The following is a 17,420-nucleotide window of genomic DNA, read 5'->3' as shown; positions in this document are numbered from 1 at the left end:
AGACAATTTTAGTCGGACTAAGCTTGGGGGAATGTCCGATCCGGTGCTGGCCCCTGCAATGAACGGTCACGGTACCCCTTTTGTGGAACTCGACCGAGCTGACTGGGCTGCCCTCGCGCCGACCACTATGCTGCCGCTCAAAGAGACCGAGATCGTGCAGTTGCGCGGCATCGGCGAGCCCCTCGACATCAACGAGGTGACGGATGTTTATCTTCCATTGAGCAGGCTGCTCAACCTGTACGCGGCGAATGCCCGCACCCTGCACCGTGCCACCAGTGGATTCCTGGGCGAACGGGCTCGTCCCACCCCGTTTGTGATCGGTGTGGCCGGCTCGGTAGCGGTGGGCAAGTCGACCACCGCCCGGCTGCTGCGCGAGATGCTCGCCCGTTGGGACGACACTCCCCGGGTTGAACTCGTCACGACCGACGGCTTTCTGTTTCCCAACGCCGAGCTGAACCGCCGCGGTCTGATGGAGCGCAAGGGATTTCCGGAGTCCTACGACCGGCGTGCGCTGCTGCGGTTCGTCAGCGCCGTCAAGAGCGGCGCCCCGGAAGTGCGTTCACCGTTTTACTCGCACCTGAGCTACGACATCGTGCCCGACGCACAGATCGTGGTGCGACAGCCCGACGTTCTTATCGTTGAGGGCCTCAACGTGCTGCAGCCTCCCGCCCCGGGGCACGGTCTTTCGGTCAGTGACCTGTTTGACTTCACCATCTATGTGGATGCTCGTACCCAGGACATTGCCCGCTGGTATGAGGAACGATTTCTGAAGCTGCAGCGCGGGGCGTTTTCCAACCCCAACTCGTTCTTTCACCGCTACGCGGCGCTCACCGAAGATGAAGCGCGCGGCAAGGCGCGGAGTATCTGGACCAGTATCAACCAGCCCAACCTGCTGCAAAACATTCGTCCTACCCGGTCTCGCGCGACCCTGGTACTGCGCAAGGACCCCACGCACGCCGTCTCCAAGGTGCTGTTGCGCAAGGTCTGACCGGTAACCGTTGGCCGAGCCCTTTGAGGCCCCGCAACGTGGCTGGCCGGTTGGCCGTGATTTTTACGACCGGGTGATCCACCGAGCAATGCGTGCACTGCGTGCAATGCGTGCAATGCGTGCAATGCGTGCAATGCGTGCAATGCGTGCAAACGCTTGCAGTCTGTTCCCGATGAGGGGTAGCGTCTGATCGTTGTCCTTTGCGCCGTCCGGCGCCGAATGAAGGAAGTCAATGCTGACTACCCAGATCACCGCACGCCGAGTCCTGGCCACGATCGGTTCAGGGGCGATTCTCGCCTCCAGCCTCGTCTTCGCCCCCGGTGCAGCGGCAGCGGCCACGCCGACCGTCGCCCTCGTCGGCAGCCTGCAGAACGAGCTCGGTTGCAGCGAAGACTGGGCGCCGGCCTGCGCGGCTACCGAACTGATCCCGACCGGCACCGAGGGAATCTGGGCGGCGGACTTCACCCTCCCCGCGGGCAGCTACGAGTACAAGGTAGCCCTCGACGACAGCTGGGACGTCACCTACGGCCTGGACGGCGGCGCCGACAACATCCCGCTGACCATCGCGGGCGAGAGCACCCTGCGATTCAGCTTCGACCTCGCCCAGAAACGGGTCGGGCTGCAAGCGCTGTCCCTGGCCGGACCGTACTCAGAAGCTGATGCTTCGCTGGCGACGGAGCCCATCCGCCAGCCCGGTAGCGACGAGCAGTTCTACTTCGTGATGACCGACCGGTTCCAGGACGGCGACCCGAGCAACAACACCGCCGGCCTCGGCTCCGACCCGATGGTCTCCGGCTTCGACCCGACCGACAAGGGCTTCTACAACGGCGGCGACCTCGCGGGCCTCCGCTCATCCCTCGACTACATTCGGGGGCTCGGCACCACCGCCCTCTGGCTCACCCCCTCGTTCATGAACAATCCTGTGCAGGGTGAGGGGGCCAACGCCTCGGCCGGTTACCACGGCTACTGGAGCACCGACTTCACCCGGATCGATCCGCACCTGGGCACCAACGCCGAACTCGAGGCGCTCATCGCCGACGCGCACGCTCGCGGCATCAAGGTCTATTTCGACATCATCACCAACCACACCGCCGACCTGATCGACAACGCGGAGAAGACCTACGCCTACATTGACAAGGCCACGTCCCCCTACATGACCGCAGCGGGCGACGCCTTCGACCCAGCCGACTACGCGGGCACTGACAACTTTCCCGAGCTCGATGACACGTCATTCCCGTACACACCGACCGTGACCCCGGCCAATGCCGATCGCAAGGTGCCAGCCTGGCTGAACGATCCCACGCTGTACCACAACCGCGGTGACTCGACCTTCGAGGGAGAAAGCGCCCTCGACGGCGACTTCTCCGGCCTCGACGACCTGATGACGGAAAACCCAGCCGTCGTGGACGGCTTCATCGACATCTACAAGACCTGGGTCGACTTCGGCATCGACGGCTTTCGCATCGACACCGTCAAGCACGTCAACCTCGAGTTCTGGCAGACCTGGTCGACCGCGGTGCGGGACTACGCACACGCTCAGGGCAAGCCTGACTTCTTCATGTTCGGCGAGGTCTACGACGCGGATGCCGCCAAGACCTCGCCCTACGTGCGCGACACCGACCTCAGCTCGGTGCTCGACTTCGGATTCCAGTCACAGGCCACGAGCTTCGCAGCCGGCAACTCGGCCAAGGGACTCAGCCAGCTGTACGCCAGCGACGACCGCTACACCACCCCCGATTCCAACGCCTACGCCCTGCCGACCTTCCTCGGCAACCACGACATGGGTCGCATCGGTTCGTTTCTGAAGACCTCCGATTCGCCGGTGCAACGCGACAAGCTCGCCCATGAATTGATGTACCTCACCCGCGGCCAGCCCGTCGTGTACTACGGCGACGAGCAGGGTTTCGCCGGTACCGGCGGTGACAAGGACTCTCGCCAGTCCCTGTTCGCCAGCCAGGTTGCCGACTACGCCGACCAGCCGTTGATCACGGGAGAGACGGCGGGTTCGGTCGACAGGTCGATGCGGATGCTCCGCTGTACACCCATATCAGCGCGCTGTCCGCGCTCCGCACGGCGCACCCGGCCCTGGCCACCGGCGCCCAGATCGAGCGCTACGCCGACACCGGGTCCGGCGTCTACGCCTTCAGCCGGGTCGATCGCACCGAGAAGATCGAACACCTCGTCGCCGTCAACAACTCCGCCGCAGCCAAGACCGTCACTGTTCCCACCCTCACCGACAGCGCGGCCTTCTCAGTGCTGTACGGAGCCGGAGCCGCTACCACCGCCACCTCCACCGGTGAACTCGAGGTGACCGTACCCGCGCTTGGGTCGGTCGTGCTCGTCGCCGACCGCACGGTCACGGCGCCCACCGCCGCCACCGCGATCACGGTCGCCGCCCCGATGGCTGGCGCCGGCGTATCCGGAGTGTCACCCGTAGGCGCCACGGTCGACGACTCAACTTGGGCCGAGACCGGCTTCGCGTGGCGCGTTGTCGGCTCGCCCGACTGGACCCCCCTCGGCACCGCCGAGGACACCACCCCCCGGGTCTTCCACGACACGGCCGGTCTGGCCGACGGCACCCTGGTTGAGTACCGGGCGGTGACCACGGATGCTGCGGGCCAGCGTGCGGCCGCCTCCACCTTCGCATCCGTCGGCAACGCGGTCACCTTGGCCGAAACGGGCACCCCGGCGCCCGCCGTCGACCTCGTCACCGTGGCCGGTGACCTGGACTCGGAGATCGGCTGTGCGGGCGACTGGCAGCCCGGCTGCGAGGCAGCCAGGCTCACCCAGCGCGCCGACGGCATTTACGCCGGCACCTTCGATCTGCCGGCCGGAACCTACGAATACAAGATCGCGATCAACGGATCCTGGGACATCAACTACGGGGCCGGTGGCGTGCCGAACGGCTCGAACGTCTCCTTCACCGCGCCTGGCGGACCGGTCACCTTCTACTTCGACCCCCGCAACAACTTCTTCCAGAACACCGCGCAGGGCCCGATCGTCGTAGCCGCCGGTTCCTTCCAGGAGGAGGCCGGATGTCCCGCGGACTGGACACCCGACTGCCTCGCCACGTGGCTGCAGGACGTCGACGGTGACGGCATCCTCACCTGGAACACCAGCAGCCTGCCCACCGGCAGTTACGAAGGCAAGGTGGCGCACAATCTCGGCTGGAACGAGAACTACGGCGCGAACGGCGCGCCGAACGGCGCCAACATCGGCTTCACTGTGACCGACGGAGAAGCGACCGCCTTCAGCTACGATCTGGCCAGCCACGTACTCACCATTGAGACCGCCAGCCAACCGCTGGCCGGTACCGGCGCCCAGCGGGCCCAGTGGATCGACGACAAGACGCTGGCCTGGCCGCGCGACCTGCTGCCGGTCAACGCCGACCCCGCCGACCTGGTTTACGCCCTGCACTCCTCGTCCGACGCCACGCTGACGCTCGCAGACGGTGCAGTGACCGGCGGCGATACCGTGAAACTCGCCTACGACGCGGCCGGCCTGACCGACGCGCAGAAGTCGTCGTTCCCGGCACTGGCGCACTCCGTAGTGCTGCGACCCGTGGACACGAACCGCGCCGCCGTCGAGCGGCTACTGACCACGCAGCTGCAGGTCAGCCAGGCCGGATCCGACGGGGTGCTCACCGCGCTCACCGGGGTGCAACTGCCCGGCGTGCTCGATGACCTCTACGCGGATGCCGCGGCCTCCACGACGCTCGGTGTGACCTGGTCGAAGAAACGGCCGACCGTCGCACTATGGGCGCCGACGGCGCAGAAGGTGGACCTGCTCGTCTGGACCGCCGGCGATGCCGCCGAACCCGAGCGGGTCACCCTCAAGCGCCAGAAGGACGGCACCTGGTCGGCGATCGGCACCAAGGACTGGGTCGACGCATCCTTCATGTTTGAAGTGACGGTGTTCGCACCCAGCACGGGCACCATCGAAGTGAACCAGGTCACCGACCCGTACTCGGTGGCGCTGACGACCAACTCCACGCGATCGGTGTTCGTCGACCTCGCGAACAAGGACTACCGGCCCAAGCAGTGGGAGAAGGCCGAGTCGCCCACGATCAACAACCCCGTCGACCGGTCGATCTACGAGCTGCACGTTCGGGACTTCTCGATTTCCGACGAGACCGTGCCCGAAGCCCTGCGCGGCACCTATGGCGCATTCGATGTGGACAGTGCCGGTACCAGGCACCTGGCCGAGCTGGCGGATGCCGGGCTGAACACCGTGCACCTGTTGCCGACGTTCGACATCGCCACCATCGAGGAAGACCGCGCTGCGCAGGCCCTACCTGCGTGCGACCTCGAATCGTTCGGTCCGGCCTCACCCGAGCAGCAGGCCTGCATTCAAGCCACGGCCGACGCCGATGGCTTCAACTGGGGATACGACCCGCTGCATTTCCAGGCCTCAGAGGGCTCGTACGCGGTGAACCCGCGCGGCGGGGCACGAGTGGCCGAGTTCCGCGGCATGGTCGGGGCCTTGCACGAGGACGGCCTGCAGGTCGTGCTTGACAAGGTCTTCAACCATACGAACGCCAGCGGCCAGGCCGCCACGTCGGTGCTCGATCGGGTCGTACCGGGCTATTACCACCGGCTGAACCCGCTCGGCGCGGTCGAAACGTCAACCTGCTGTCAGAACGTGGCCACCGAACACCAGATGGCCGAACGGCTGATGGTCGACTCGACCGTGCTCTGGGCCCGGGAATACAAGGTCGACGGTTTTCGGTTCGACCTCATGGGGCACCACTCCACGGCCAACCTGCTTGCGGTGCGGGCGGCCCTCAACCAGCTCACCGAGAAGAAGGACGGCGTCGACGGCAAGGCGATCTACCTCTACGGCGAGGGCTGGAACTTCGGCGAGGTAGCCGACAACGCCCTGTTCGAGCAGGCAACGCAGGGTCAGCTCGGCGGCACCGGCATCGGTACCTTCAACGACCGACTGCGTGACGCCGTGCACGGCGGCAGCCCCGTCGATGGCAGTACTGTGCAGCAGCAGGGTTTCGGCACCGGTCTCGGCACCGACCCAAACGGTGCGGCCATCAACGGCACGCCAGAGCAGGCGCTCGAGCAGCTGACCCAGGCCAGCGACCTCGTGCGACTCGGACTGGCCGCGAATCTGCGGGACTTCAGCTTCGTGACCGCCGACGGAACCGTCAAGCGCGGCGACGAAATGGGCTACAACGGGTCACCGGCCGGGTATGCCGACCAGCCGGCCGAGGTCATCAACTACGTCGACGCGCACGACAACGAGACGCTCTTCGACCTTCTCGCCCTCAAGATGCCGGCCGACTCGGCGATGACCGACCGCGTGCGGATGAACACCCTCTCCCTGGCGACCGCGACCCTGTCCCAGGCTCCGTCGCTCTGGCACGCCGGCACCGATCTGCTGCGCTCCAAGTCCCTCGACCGGGATAGCTACAACGCCGGCGACTGGTTCAACCGCCTCGATTGGACCGGCCAGACGAACAACTTCGGGGTGGGGCTGCCGTCGGCGGGCTCCAACGAAGACAAGTGGGACATCCAGCGCCCGTTGCTGGAAAACCCGGCTCTCGTGCCGACACCGGCCGACATCGCCGCGGCGTCGAGCCAGGCCAAGGACCTGCTTCGGCTCAAGCAGTCGATCGAGCTGTTCCGGCTCGGTGATGCCACGCTCATCACGCGGAAGCTGAGCTTCCCGGCCAGCGGACCTACCGCCATCCCCGGTGTCATCGTCATGCGCATCGACGACACCGTCGGCACGGATGTCGATTGCAGCCTCGACGGGCTGATCACTGTGTTCAACGCGAGCCCCGAGCCGCAGACGATCACCGTGCCGGACCTGGCCGGCATGACCTACACGCTCAGCAGCATCCAGGCCAATGGCACGGATGCCGTGGTCAAGACCACCACCTGGGACCGGGCATCCGGCACGGTCACCGTGCCTGCCCGCACCGTGGCGGTGCTCGTTGACGACCAGAAGAAGCGGGGGAAGTAGCCGGGAGCGGGCTGGCGTCGCACTCACGCTCCGGGCCCGGAGCGTACCCGATGGTCTGTCGCGCGAGGTCTGCCCCCCACGTAAGCGCGCGCCGTGTTTGGACGGGGCCTGGGCCCCGTCCTCTGGCCCAGTTTATAGACTGGGCCCATGGACGGGGCCCGGGCCCCGTCCAGTAGGGCTAGAGGGGCAGGCGCTCGCGCACTACGTCAGCGAGGGAGTTCGCCAGACGGTCGGCGGTGGCCTGTTCGGCCGCTTCCACCATGACCCGTACCATCGGCTCGGTGCCGGAGGGGCGCAGCAGCACACGACCCGTGTCGCCGAGTTCGGCTTCAGCAGCGAGTACCGCCTGCGCGATGACGTCATCGGCGCCGAGACCCGTGTGGTTGACACCGCGCACGTTTACCAGAATCTGCGGGTACACCGTCATAACGGACGCCAGTTCGGCGAGCGTCTTACCGGTGCGCGCCATTTCGGCCACGAGGTGCAACCCGGTGAGGATGCCGTCGCCCGTGGTGGCGAACTTGGTCATGATGACGTGACCGGACTGTTCGCCGCCGAGCGAATACCCGTGGGCGTTGAGTTCTTCGAGCACGTACCGGTCGCCGACCTTGGTCTGCACCACGGTGATGTCGTTGGCCGCCATCGCCTTGCGCAAGCCGAGGTTGCTCATGACGGTCGCCACGAGCGTGCGGTCTTTCAGCACTCCGCGTTCGGCCATCGACACGGCGAGAATCGCCATGATCTGGTCGCCGTCGACGATGTTGCCGTCGTGGTCAACCGCGAGGCACCGGTCGGCATCACCGTCGTGGGCGATTCCGACGTCGGCACCGTGTTCGAGCACGGCCTTGGCGAGGTTGTCGAGGTGGGTCGACCCCACGCCGTCGTTGATGTTGAGACCGTCGGGGTCAGCGCCGATCACGGTGAGGCGAGCACCGGCATCCGTGAACACCTGCGGTGAGACGCCGGCGGCGGCGCCGTGGGCGCAGTCGAGCACGACGTGAATGCCATCGAGGCGGTGCGGAAGCGTCGTGAGCAGGTGCACCACGTAGCGGTCTTCAGCATCGGCAAAACGACGGATGCGTCCGACGTCGCCGGCGATCGGCATGAGGGTGTCGCGTCCGATGTAGGACTCGATACGGTCCTCGACGTCGTCGGGAAGTTTGGTTCCGCCAAAGGCGAAGATCTTGATGCCGTTATCGGGCGCGGCGTTGTGTGAGGCAGAAATCATCACACCGAAGTCGGCGCCGATGTCGTTGATCAGGAAGGCTGCGGCGGGCGTGGGAATGACCCCGGCGTCGAGCACGTCGACACCGCTCGAGGCCAGTCCGGCCGATACGGCAGCGGTGAGGAACTCACCGGAAATTCGCGGATCACGGGCGACCACGGCAACGGGCCGCTGGTCGGCGGCGAGCCGTGCCTGGGCGCGACGCCCCGTGGTGAGAACGGCGGCGCTGGCCTGGGCAAGGCTCAGGGCCAGGCCAGCCGTGAGATCACGGTTGGCCAGGCCCCGAACGCCGTCCGTGCCGAACAGACGAGTCATATCGTCGTCGGCTATCCGGTTAGCGCTTGCTGAACTGAGGCGCCTTACGGGCCTTCTTGAGTCCGGCCTTCTTGCGCTCCTTGACTCGAGCGTCGCGGCTGAGGAAGCCGTTCTTCTTGAGGATGGCGCGGTTGTTCTCTTCGTCGATCAGGTTGAGCGAGCGTGCAATGCCGAGGCGAAGCGCGCCGGCCTGGCCGGACGGGCCACCACCGGTGATGCGGGCGATGACATCGTACGAGCCGAGCAGGTCAAGAACCTTAAACGGGTCGTTGATCAGCTGCTGGTGCAGCTTGTTCGGGAAGTAGTCGGCGAACTCGCGGCCGTTGACAACGATCGTGCCGGAGCCGGGGACGATGCGCACGCGGGCGATGGCCTGCTTGCGACGGCCGACGGCTGCGCCGGGAACGTTGAGAACGGCGCGGGGCGCCTTGGTTGCGGTTTCGGCCGGAGTCTCGGTGGAGTAGCTCTCCGGAGCCTGGTCAATCTGGTCTGCGATCTTCGCCACGATGATGGGAATCCTTTTTGTCTAAGAGTCGAGAAGTCTGGTTGCCGGCGCTACTGCGCGACCTGGCTGAGGGTGTACGGCGTGGGCTGCTGAGCGGAGTGCGGGTGCTCAGGGCCGGCGTAAACCTTCAGCTTGGTGAGCTGGGCGCGACCGAGCGAGTTCTTCGGCAGCATGCCGCGAATCGCTTTTTCAACCGCACGGGTCGGGTGCTTCTCGAGCATCTCGGAGTAGTTGGTCGCCGTGAGGCCGCCCGGGTAACCCGAGTGGCGGTAAGCGATCTTCAGGTCGAGCTTCTTGCCGGTGAGGGCAACCTTCTCGGCGTTGACGATGATGACGAAGTCGCCACCGTCCATGTGCGGGGAGAAAGTGGCCTTGTGCTTGCCGCGCAGCAGGATTGCCGCGTGGCTGGCCAGACGTCCGAGAACGATATCGGTGGCATCGATGACAACCCAGTCGTGCTGGAGTTCGCTTGCCTTGGGGGTGTAAGTGCGCGTCACTGTTGTGCTGCTTTCTTCTTTTTCGAACGGAGGTGTTCGTGAATCCCGCTCCGGGCGTGTTCGCGTGATGAGAACACTGTCGATGGAGGGCTCACGTTCGGGTGCCGCGCTGCAACGCACAGACACCAAGGGTCAACGATAGTCGGCTCCGACCTCCGACGCAACTTGGACAGCCGTCGGCAGTGAGCGCCGGTTGCGCGTGTCGCTGGCACGCTGCGCCAATGAAGCGTCATCGGGGTAACCGACGTCGATGAGGGTGAGGCCGTGCGCCTGCATCACCTTGAACGCGCTGATGCGGTGCTTGTCGAAATGCAGATGCGCGAGGGTACTGCCGTCGAGGCGCCCCTCCCCCACTGCCACGCAGGCACCGACCATGGCGCGCACCATGCTGTGGCAGAAGGCATCCGCTTTGATGCTGGCAATGACCAATCCGTCGTCGTCGCGGTGCCAACGAAAGTCCTGCACGGTTCGAATGGTCGTAGCTCCCGGCCGCGGCTTGCAGTACGCGGCGAAGTCGTGCAGACCCACCAGGGTCGCCGCTGCGGCGTCCATCGCGGCGAGGTCGAGCTTAAACGGATGCCACGTCGTGCGCATGCGCTGCTGGGGGTCGTGCAGGCCCTTGGGGTCGGCAATGCGGTACTCGTAACGGCGCCACAGAGCCGAGAACCGGGCATCGAAGCCGCCTGGCACGACCGTGGCGCGGCGCAGCACGATGTCGGGTTTGGTGACGAGGATTCCACCGAGGCGGCGCAGCACGGCGGTGCCGAGGTCGACCGGCGGGCGGTTTCCGGTTCCACGTTGGATGCGCACCAGGGAGTGGGCCTGTTCGGCGGTGAGGTCGAAGTGGGCGACCTGACCGCGGGCGTGCACCCCGGCATCCGTTCGGCCGGCAACGATGAGCGTGGGATGCGGAGGAAAACTTTGCAGAATGCCGGCAAGCCCATTTTCGATGTCGGCTTGAACGGTGCGAAAGCCCGGCTGGCGGGCCCAACCGGTAAAATCGGTGCCGTCGTAGGCGAGGTCAAGGCGGATGCGCGTGGAGCCCAGCGCTGCATTCGCGGCGCGGGGCACGAAAAGATTCACGAGGGTAAGCCTAGGCGGCGCGCTCGGGTTATCGTTGAAACCGGCCCTCGGCCCACCCCCATAATGAGTGCCAAAGAAACCCCGTATTGCCCATGACCCGCTCCCCGCGTTTGTTCCCGTTCACCGGGAGGACTCGGTCGACGACCTTGACAATCGGACCCGCGAACACGCCGGTGCTGGGGCCGGAAAACTTCCCGCGCACGGGTCGCCTGGCCGGCCTCGACGGCTTGCGCGCCCTCGCCGTCATCGCCGTCGCGATCTACCATTTCTTTCCGGCGACGTTGCCGGGCGGCTTCATCGGCGTCGACGTTTTCTTCGTGATCAGTGGTTTTCTGATCACCGGTCTGCTCGTTTCTGAGCACACCCGCACCGGGCGCATCTCCCTGCGCCGGTTCTGGCAGCGGCGTGCCCGCCGATTGGTACCCCCACTCATTCCGGTCGTCCTGTTTAGCTGCACCATCGCTTTCCTGATCGGCGGCGATGTCCTCGTCGGCCTCGGCGCGCAACTGGTGGGGGCCACAACCTTCGGCTACAACTGGGTATCAATCGCGGGCGACGCGAGCTATTTCAGCGCCAACCAACCGCCACTGCTGCGCAACCTGTGGTCGCTTGCCGTGGAGGAACAGTTCTACCTGGTCTGGCCACTGCTGCTGCTGGCCGTGCTGCTGATTCGTCGCGCGCGCCTGCGGCTAGCCCTGGTCACCACGCTGTTCGTCGCGTCGGCCCTGTGGATGGGCCTGCTGTACCAGCCCGGAGCTGACCCTACCCGGGTCTACTACGGCTCCGACACGCACAGCTTCGGGCTGTTCGCCGGTGCCGCCCTGGCCCTGCTGTTGCGCCGCCCGAGCGGGCAGCGCAACGAGCTGCCCCGGCTGCGACCATGGCTCGGCGGCGCGGCCGTACTGGCGATTGTCGCGTTCGCCCTCTGGCTGCCGGAAGACGGCACCGCCACCTATCGTGGCGGCCTCGTCGCGGTGAGCCTGGCCACGGCCGTCGCCATCTGGGCGGGCGTGCGCGGCGGCCAGTTCGGGCGACTGCTCGACGCGGCCCCGCTGCGCTACCTCGGTGAGCGTTCCTATGGCATCTACCTGTGGCACTGGCCGGTGCTCGTGCTGGTGCAGTTGCTCTGGCCGGCGTCGTCCCCGGCCGGCAGCCTGCTGCCGATCGGACTGGTCTCCACGGTCATCACCCTCGCCATGGCCGGTATGTCCTACCGTTGGCTGGAATTGCCGATCCGGCGAGTCGGCGTGCGCGGCAGCATCCGTCAAATCGTTGCGCTGTGGACCGGGCCCACCCACCGCCGCCGCCTGGTTGCGGCGACGACCGCCTTATCGCTGCTGCTGGTCGGCGGCACCACGGGCGCCGTTGTCGCAGCGCCAGCGCAGACCTCAGCGCAACTGCGCATCGAACGGGGTCAGCGGGCAATGGATGCTGCGGCGCGGGCCGTCGCGCAGGCTGCGGCCACCGAGGCAGCGCGGCTGGCCGCAGGGGTTCCCGCCCTGACCGAGAGCCCGATCACGGCCATCGGCGACTCGGTAATGCTCGCCTCGGCGCCGGAATTACAGGCCACGTTTGCGGGCATGACCGTTGACGCCTCGGTCTCCCGCGGGATGTATTCCGCAGACGACATATTGGTGGCACTCAAGGCGGCAGGCCAACTGCAGCCGGTTGTGGTGATTGGGCTCGGCACCAACGGACCGATCACGACCGACGAACTCACCGGGATTCTGCGTATCCTCGGGCCAGACCGGCAGCTTGTGCTCGTGAACGCCTACGCCGAACGCGATTGGACCGCCGAAGTCAACGCCACACTCGCCGACTTCGCAGCGGGTAACCGCCGGGTCGAGCTCGCGAACTGGCACGACACTATCGCGGGGCGGCTCGACCTGCTGGCCGGCGATCACGTCCATCCCGGCCCAACCGGAGGCCAGCTGTACGCCGACGAGGTACAGGCCGCGCTCAAACGTCTCGCCGCGGTACCTCCGCTGCTCGACAACAGCTGGCTGCAGCGCGATCCCGACGCGCCCAGTCCGCCGCCCTACCGCTGAGAATCAGAACTCGAGCACGAAAGCCAACTCCCGGTTGGTGGCGAAGAAGCCCATGCCCGTGTACAGCCCGAGCGCACCGGTCGGGCTGGCCGAGTCCACGTCGAGGGTCGCGCGCTCGTGTCCGACGGCACGGCTGGCGGCCAGCTGCGCGGCCAACAGGGCCTGCGCGATATGTCGTCCTCGCCATCCGCTCAGCACACCGACCAGGCCGATATAGCTGCTGCGGTAGCCAGCCGCCGCCCAGTCCTGTTCGTTGACGCTCGACATGATGAAGCCGACGACGTGCTCACTACCGTCGGGTTCCGTTCCCAACGCGACGAACGAGAGCTCGTCGACGAAAGAGGGGCCGGTCACATAGGCGTTCCAACTTTCGTCGGGAATCGGCTGGCTTGACCAGTGGTCCATGAATGCCGCGTCGCGCGCCGCGTGCACGGCATTCGACAACTCCGGCGTATAACCAGCCAAACGGATGCCCTCCGCCAGCACGAATTCACGAATCGGCTCGGCGAGGATGCGGTCGAGCGAGAGAAAGTATCGGGTGCATGCGAGGTCGAATCGTTCATAGAGGCTGACGTTCTGCGGGGCACGCTCGTCACAGAACGTGGTGATCCAGCCGGGCAGTAGCTTGTCTGAGGTCGCCAGTTGCTGTTTACCGCGGGCTATCTGCCAGTTCAGCAGCTCGCGACCGATGCCGCGGCCGCGCATTTCGGGCAGTACCCCGCCGCCGAGGTTGGATTTCACCAGTGTCTCCTGCCCCGGTCGGAGTAACACGAGACCGTGGGCGACGAGGCGCCCGTCAGCGTCAAAACCCACGAGGGTGTCGGCGTCAACGTCAACGAACGAGAAGGTAAACGCCTCGCTAACTTCATCGCGCTCACGAACGTAGTTGGGGTGATCTGAGCGGCCGATCGCTATTTCGAGCTGCCAGATCGCGTCGATATCGGCGGCCGTTGCCGGGCGCCATACTGCGACATCGGCGTGGACGGGTGCGGGCAGCTGTGCGGGCGCGGTGACACGCGCAGAGAGGGGCCTCGAGTGATCGATCATGCTCCACCCTACTGACGCGCGACCGGTTCGGTCTAGAACGTGAGGGTGTACGCCATCTTGCGGTGCGTGGGCACGAATCCCATGCCGGTGTAGAGGCCGAGAGCCCCGGTGGGGCTGGCCGAGTCGACCGCGAGGGTCACCCGCTCATGCCCGAGAGCCTGCCCGGCGGCCAGTTGGGCGGCCAGCAGGGACTGGGCAATGTGGCGGCCTCGCCATCCGCTCAAAACACCGACCAGGTCGATGTAACCACCGGTGAACCCCTGGGTGGCCCAGACATTCTCGTTCGCGGTCGACAGCACAAAGCCGACCACCTGTTCCGTGCCGGATTCATCGGTACCGTAGGCCACAAACGAGAGGTCCGGGCGAAACCACTGTCCGCCGACGAAGGCGTTCCAGTTCTCGTCACTCATCGGCTGGCTGCCCCAGTGGTCCATGAAGGCGTCATCGCGGGCGGCGTGCACCGCGGCCGAGGCCTCGGCGGTGTAGGCGGCAATGCGGATGCCGGCGGCCGCGTCGACGACGCGCACCGGGGCATCCAACGATCGTTCGAGGGTAAGAAAGTAGCGCGTGAGGGCCAGACCCCCGCGCTCAAACAGGGCCGCGTTCTGCGGTGACCGTTCGTCGGCATAGGTGAGGATCCAACCGGGCAGGGCCTTGGCCGACGAAGCGAGCTGCTGCTTGGCGCGACCGAGCTGCCAGGTCAACAGTTGACGGCCGATGCCCCGGCCGCGCAACGACGGGTGCACCCCGCCGATCGGCATCGAGCGCACCAGAGTCACCTGTCGGGGCGGGAACATGACCATACCGACCGCGATGATGCGGCCGGCCTGGTCGAGGCCAACGAGCGAGTCGAGCTCCGGATGAAAATGCGAGTAGCCGAAGTCGGCGGTAATCGCGCCGCGGGCCGTGAGGTAGTTGGGGTGGTCGACCTCGCCCATGGCGCGGCGCAGCTGCCAAATACCGTCGATGTCGTCGGTGCTGGCCGCTCGCCAGGTCGTGACGTCCGGGTGCACCGGAAGTACCGGAGCCGGGGCGATCCCGATGCGCTCACCCAGCGAAGTCTCGCGTTGATCCATGTCTCAACCCTATCTTCGTCAAGCGAGACGGGCGGATACACAAAAAAGGGAGGGCCAACATTCGTTGGCCCTCCCTCGGTGGTGGTGCTACTTCGTGTCGGCCTCGTCGGCTGCTGCATCTTCGGCAACAACGTCGTCTGCAACAACATCTTCAGCTACGACGGTCTCGTCGACGACAACGTCGTCAGCAACGACGTCGTCGACAACAACGTTTTCGGACCCGACGGGGGTCGCGGCAACGGTCGCTGTCTTGGAGCGCTTGACCTTGGGAACCAGGGGCTCGAGAACGAGCTCCATCTGCACCATGGACGCGTTGTCGCCCTTGCGGAAACCGAGCTTCGTGATGCGGGTGTAACCGCCCTGACGCTCGTTGACCTGCGGGGCGATGACAGTGAACAGCTCGTGCACAACGGTCTTGTCTGTAATCGTCGCGAGAACGCGACGACGGGCGTGCAGGTCGCCGCGCTTGGCGAACTGCACCATGCGCTCGGCGAGCGGACGCAGGCGCTTGGCACGGGTCTCGGTCGTCTTTATCGACTTGTGGGTGAACAGGGCCGCGGCCAGGTTCGCAAGCATGAGGCGCTCGTGCGCCGGGCCGCCACCGAGACGGGGGCCCTTTGTGGGCTTAGGCATTGGTAATCTCCAGTATCAAAAAATCGAAAGGCAGCGTTGAAGCGCGAGCCTTAGATGGTCTCTTCTTCGTAGCCGCTGTAGAAGTGCGCGCCGTCGAATCCGGGAACCGAATCCTTCAGGGACAGGCCGAGCTCAACGAGCTTGTCCTTCACTTCGTCAACCGACTTCTGCCCGAAGTTGCGGATGTTCATCAGCTGGGTCTCCGACAGGGCGACCAGTTCACTGACGTTGTTGATGCCTTCGCGCTTGAGGCAGTTGTACGAGCGCACCGACAGGTCGAGGTCTTCGATCGGAATCGAAAGCTCGGTCGAGAGCACAGCGTCAACCGGCGCGGGGCCGATCTCGATGCCCTCGGCAGCGGTGTTAAGCTCGCGGGCCAGACCGAACAGCTCGGTCAAGGTGCGACCGGACGATGCGATCGCGTCGCGCGGGGAGATAGCCGACTTGGTCTCCACGTCAACGACGAGGCGATCGAAGTCAGTGCGCTCTCCGGCACGAGTTGCCTCGACGCGGTAGGTCACCTTGAGCACGGGCGAGTAGATCGAGTCGACCGGAATCTGGCCGGCTTCGGAGAACTCGTTGCGGTTCTGGGTGCTGGAGACGTAACCACGGCCACGCTCAATGGTCAGTTCGAGTTCGAACTTCGCCTTGTCGTTGAGGGTTGCGATAACCAGTTCCGGGTTGTGCACCTCGACGCCGGCCGGAGCCGAAATGTCAGCGGCGGTAACCTGGCCGGCTCCCTGCTTGCGCAGGTAAGCGGTGATGGGCTCGTCGTGCTCGCTCGAGACGACGAGGCCCTTGATGTTCAGGATGATCTCGGTGACATCTTCCTTCACACCGGGAACGGTGCTGAACTCGTGCAGCACGCCATCGATACGGATGCTGGTTACAGCAGCGCCCGGGATCGACGAGAGCAGAGTACGGCGAAGCGAGTTGCCGAGGGTGTAGCCGAAGCCAGGTTCGAGCGGCTCAATGATGAACCGTGAACGGAACTCCGAGATGTTCTCTTCGGTGAGCGTTGGACGCTGTGCAATAAGCACTGTTGATTCCTTTCGGCTAAGTGTCCGCTATATGACACTTGCAATGACGAGAGAGTGAAAAGTGAAAGAAAAGAGTTCCGACGGGCCCGGCTACAGCCGAGCCCGTCGAGATGACAGCGTGTGCTTTAGACGCGGCGGCGCTTCGGCGGACGGCATCCGTTGTGAGCCTGGGGCGTCACATCGTTGATCGAACCGACCTCGAGGCCAGCGGCCTGGAGTGAACGGATCGCGGTTTCGCGGCCTGAGCCGGGTCCCTTGACGAAGACGTCAACCTTCTTCATGCCGTGTTCCTGCGCCTGGCGGGCGGCCGACTCGGCGGCCAGCTGTGCGGCGAAGGGGGTCGACTTGCGCGAACCCTTGAAACCAACCTGGCCAGAAGAGGCCCAGCTGATGACGGCTCCGGTCGTGTCGGTGATCGACACGATCGTGTTGTTGAAGGTGCTCTTGATGTGGGCCTGGCCCACAGCAATGTTCTTCTTTTCTTTCTTACGCGGCTTCCGTACGGCCGACTTGGGTTGTGCCATGAATTTCTCCTGAATCCTAAAGGCGTTAGCGGGCTAGGCCGGGGCCTAGCGCGCCTTCTTCTTGCCGGCTACGGTGCGCTTCGGGCCCTTGCGGGTGCGAGCGTTGGTCTTGGTGCGCTGACCGCGAACGGGCAGGCCCTTGCGGTGGCGAATGCCCTCGTAGCTGCCAATTTCAACCTTGCGGCGGATGTCAGCGGCAACCTCACGGCGGAGGTCACCCTCAACCTTGAAGGTACCCTCGACGTAGTCGCGGAGAAGGACGAGCTGGTCGTCGCTCAAATCCTTGACGCGGATGTTTCCGTCGATTCCAGTGTCGGCGAGGGTCTTGAGGGCCCTCGTACGGCCAACACCGTAAATGTAAGTCAATGCAACTTCCACGCGCTTATCGCGCGGGATGTCGACGCCGGCTAGACGTGCCATTGTGTCTCCTGTTAGTGATGGAGGTCTGTAACAGCTCCTGTAC

12 protein-coding genes and 1 pseudogene are annotated in these 17,420 nt (G+C 65.4%); 3 read left to right on the top strand and 10 right to left on the bottom strand.

The annotated features are described in order from the left end of the window. Positions 1-31: 31 nt before the first annotated feature. Both coaA and pulA read left to right on the top strand, forming a co-directional pair. Positions 32-988, top strand: coding sequence for a type I pantothenate kinase (gene coaA / locus E3T39_RS09515; RefSeq protein WP_134514693.1), 957 nt, complete (start codon positions 32-34; stop codon positions 986-988). Positions 989-1,220: 232 nt separating this feature from the next. Beyond that, positions 1,221-6,964: pseudogene (gene pulA / locus E3T39_RS16715) on the top strand (pullulanase-type alpha-1,6-glucosidase). Positions 6,965-7,142: 178 nt separating this feature from the next. On the opposite strand, the gene glmM reads toward pulA, so the two are convergent. The 4 genes from glmM to truA all read right to left on the bottom strand — a co-directional run bounded on the left by glmM (position 7,143) and on the right by truA (position 10,589). Next, complete coding sequence (gene glmM / locus E3T39_RS09505) at positions 7,143-8,504, bottom strand: phosphoglucosamine mutase (RefSeq protein WP_134514691.1); 1,362 nt, start codon at positions 8,502-8,504, stop codon at positions 7,143-7,145. A 19-nt stretch (positions 8,505-8,523) separates the two neighbouring features. After that, on the bottom strand, positions 8,524-9,009 hold the full coding sequence (rpsI, locus tag E3T39_RS09500; RefSeq protein ID WP_134514689.1) for a 30S ribosomal protein S9: 486 nt from the start codon (positions 9,007-9,009) through the stop codon (positions 8,524-8,526). Positions 9,010-9,059: 50 nt separating this feature from the next. Next, positions 9,060-9,506: a 50S ribosomal protein L13 gene (rplM, locus tag E3T39_RS09495; protein ID WP_104083755.1), complete on the bottom strand. Its 447-nt coding sequence runs from the start codon at positions 9,504-9,506 to the stop codon at positions 9,060-9,062. Positions 9,507-9,638: 132 nt separating this feature from the next. After that, complete coding sequence (truA, locus tag E3T39_RS09490) at positions 9,639-10,589, bottom strand: tRNA pseudouridine(38-40) synthase TruA (protein ID WP_241979630.1); 951 nt, start codon at positions 10,587-10,589, stop codon at positions 9,639-9,641. A 146-nt stretch (positions 10,590-10,735) separates the two neighbouring features. Between truA and E3T39_RS09485 the strand changes: the two genes are divergently transcribed. Continuing rightward, positions 10,736-12,637 carry an acyltransferase family protein gene (locus tag E3T39_RS09485; protein WP_166784097.1) on the top strand — a complete coding sequence of 634 codons (1,902 nt, stop codon included), beginning with the start codon at positions 10,736-10,738 and terminating at the stop codon, positions 12,635-12,637. 3 nt (positions 12,638-12,640) lie between these two features. Here E3T39_RS09485 and E3T39_RS09480 read toward each other — a convergent pair whose 3' ends face one another. From E3T39_RS09480 to rpsM, 6 genes are all read right to left on the bottom strand, one after another. Next, entirely contained in the window at positions 12,641-13,684 is a 1,044-nt protein-coding gene (locus E3T39_RS09480; protein ID WP_134514685.1) for a GNAT family N-acetyltransferase, read from the bottom strand. A gap of 32 nt (positions 13,685-13,716) precedes the next feature. After that, the gene (locus E3T39_RS09475) at positions 13,717-14,760 is read right to left on the bottom strand and encodes a GNAT family N-acetyltransferase (protein WP_134514683.1); all 1,044 of its coding nucleotides are present in this window, start codon (positions 14,758-14,760) and stop codon (positions 13,717-13,719) included. Positions 14,761-14,847: 87 nt separating this feature from the next. Next, the gene (gene rplQ, locus E3T39_RS09470) at positions 14,848-15,393 is read right to left on the bottom strand and encodes a 50S ribosomal protein L17 (protein WP_134514681.1); all 546 of its coding nucleotides are present in this window, start codon (positions 15,391-15,393) and stop codon (positions 14,848-14,850) included. Between the two features lie 50 nt (positions 15,394-15,443). Beyond that, positions 15,444-16,433 carry a DNA-directed RNA polymerase subunit alpha gene (locus tag E3T39_RS09465; RefSeq protein WP_092107272.1) on the bottom strand — a complete coding sequence of 330 codons (990 nt, stop codon included), beginning with the start codon at positions 16,431-16,433 and terminating at the stop codon, positions 15,444-15,446. Positions 16,434-16,558: 125 nt separating this feature from the next. After that, a complete protein-coding gene (gene rpsK, locus E3T39_RS09460; RefSeq protein ID WP_035834641.1) occupies positions 16,559-16,957 on the bottom strand; it encodes a 30S ribosomal protein S11 in 399 nt (132 codons plus the stop codon). 45 nt (positions 16,958-17,002) lie between these two features. Further along, a complete protein-coding gene (gene rpsM / locus E3T39_RS09455) occupies positions 17,003-17,377 on the bottom strand; it encodes a 30S ribosomal protein S13 (protein ID WP_092449488.1) in 375 nt (124 codons plus the stop codon). Positions 17,378-17,420 lie beyond the last annotated feature (43 nt).

The organism is Cryobacterium suzukii, from assembly GCF_004403185.1.
GTDB classification, from domain to species: domain Bacteria; phylum Actinomycetota; class Actinomycetes; order Actinomycetales; family Microbacteriaceae; genus Cryobacterium; species Cryobacterium suzukii.
This window is presented reverse-complemented; position numbering and strand designations above follow the sequence as displayed.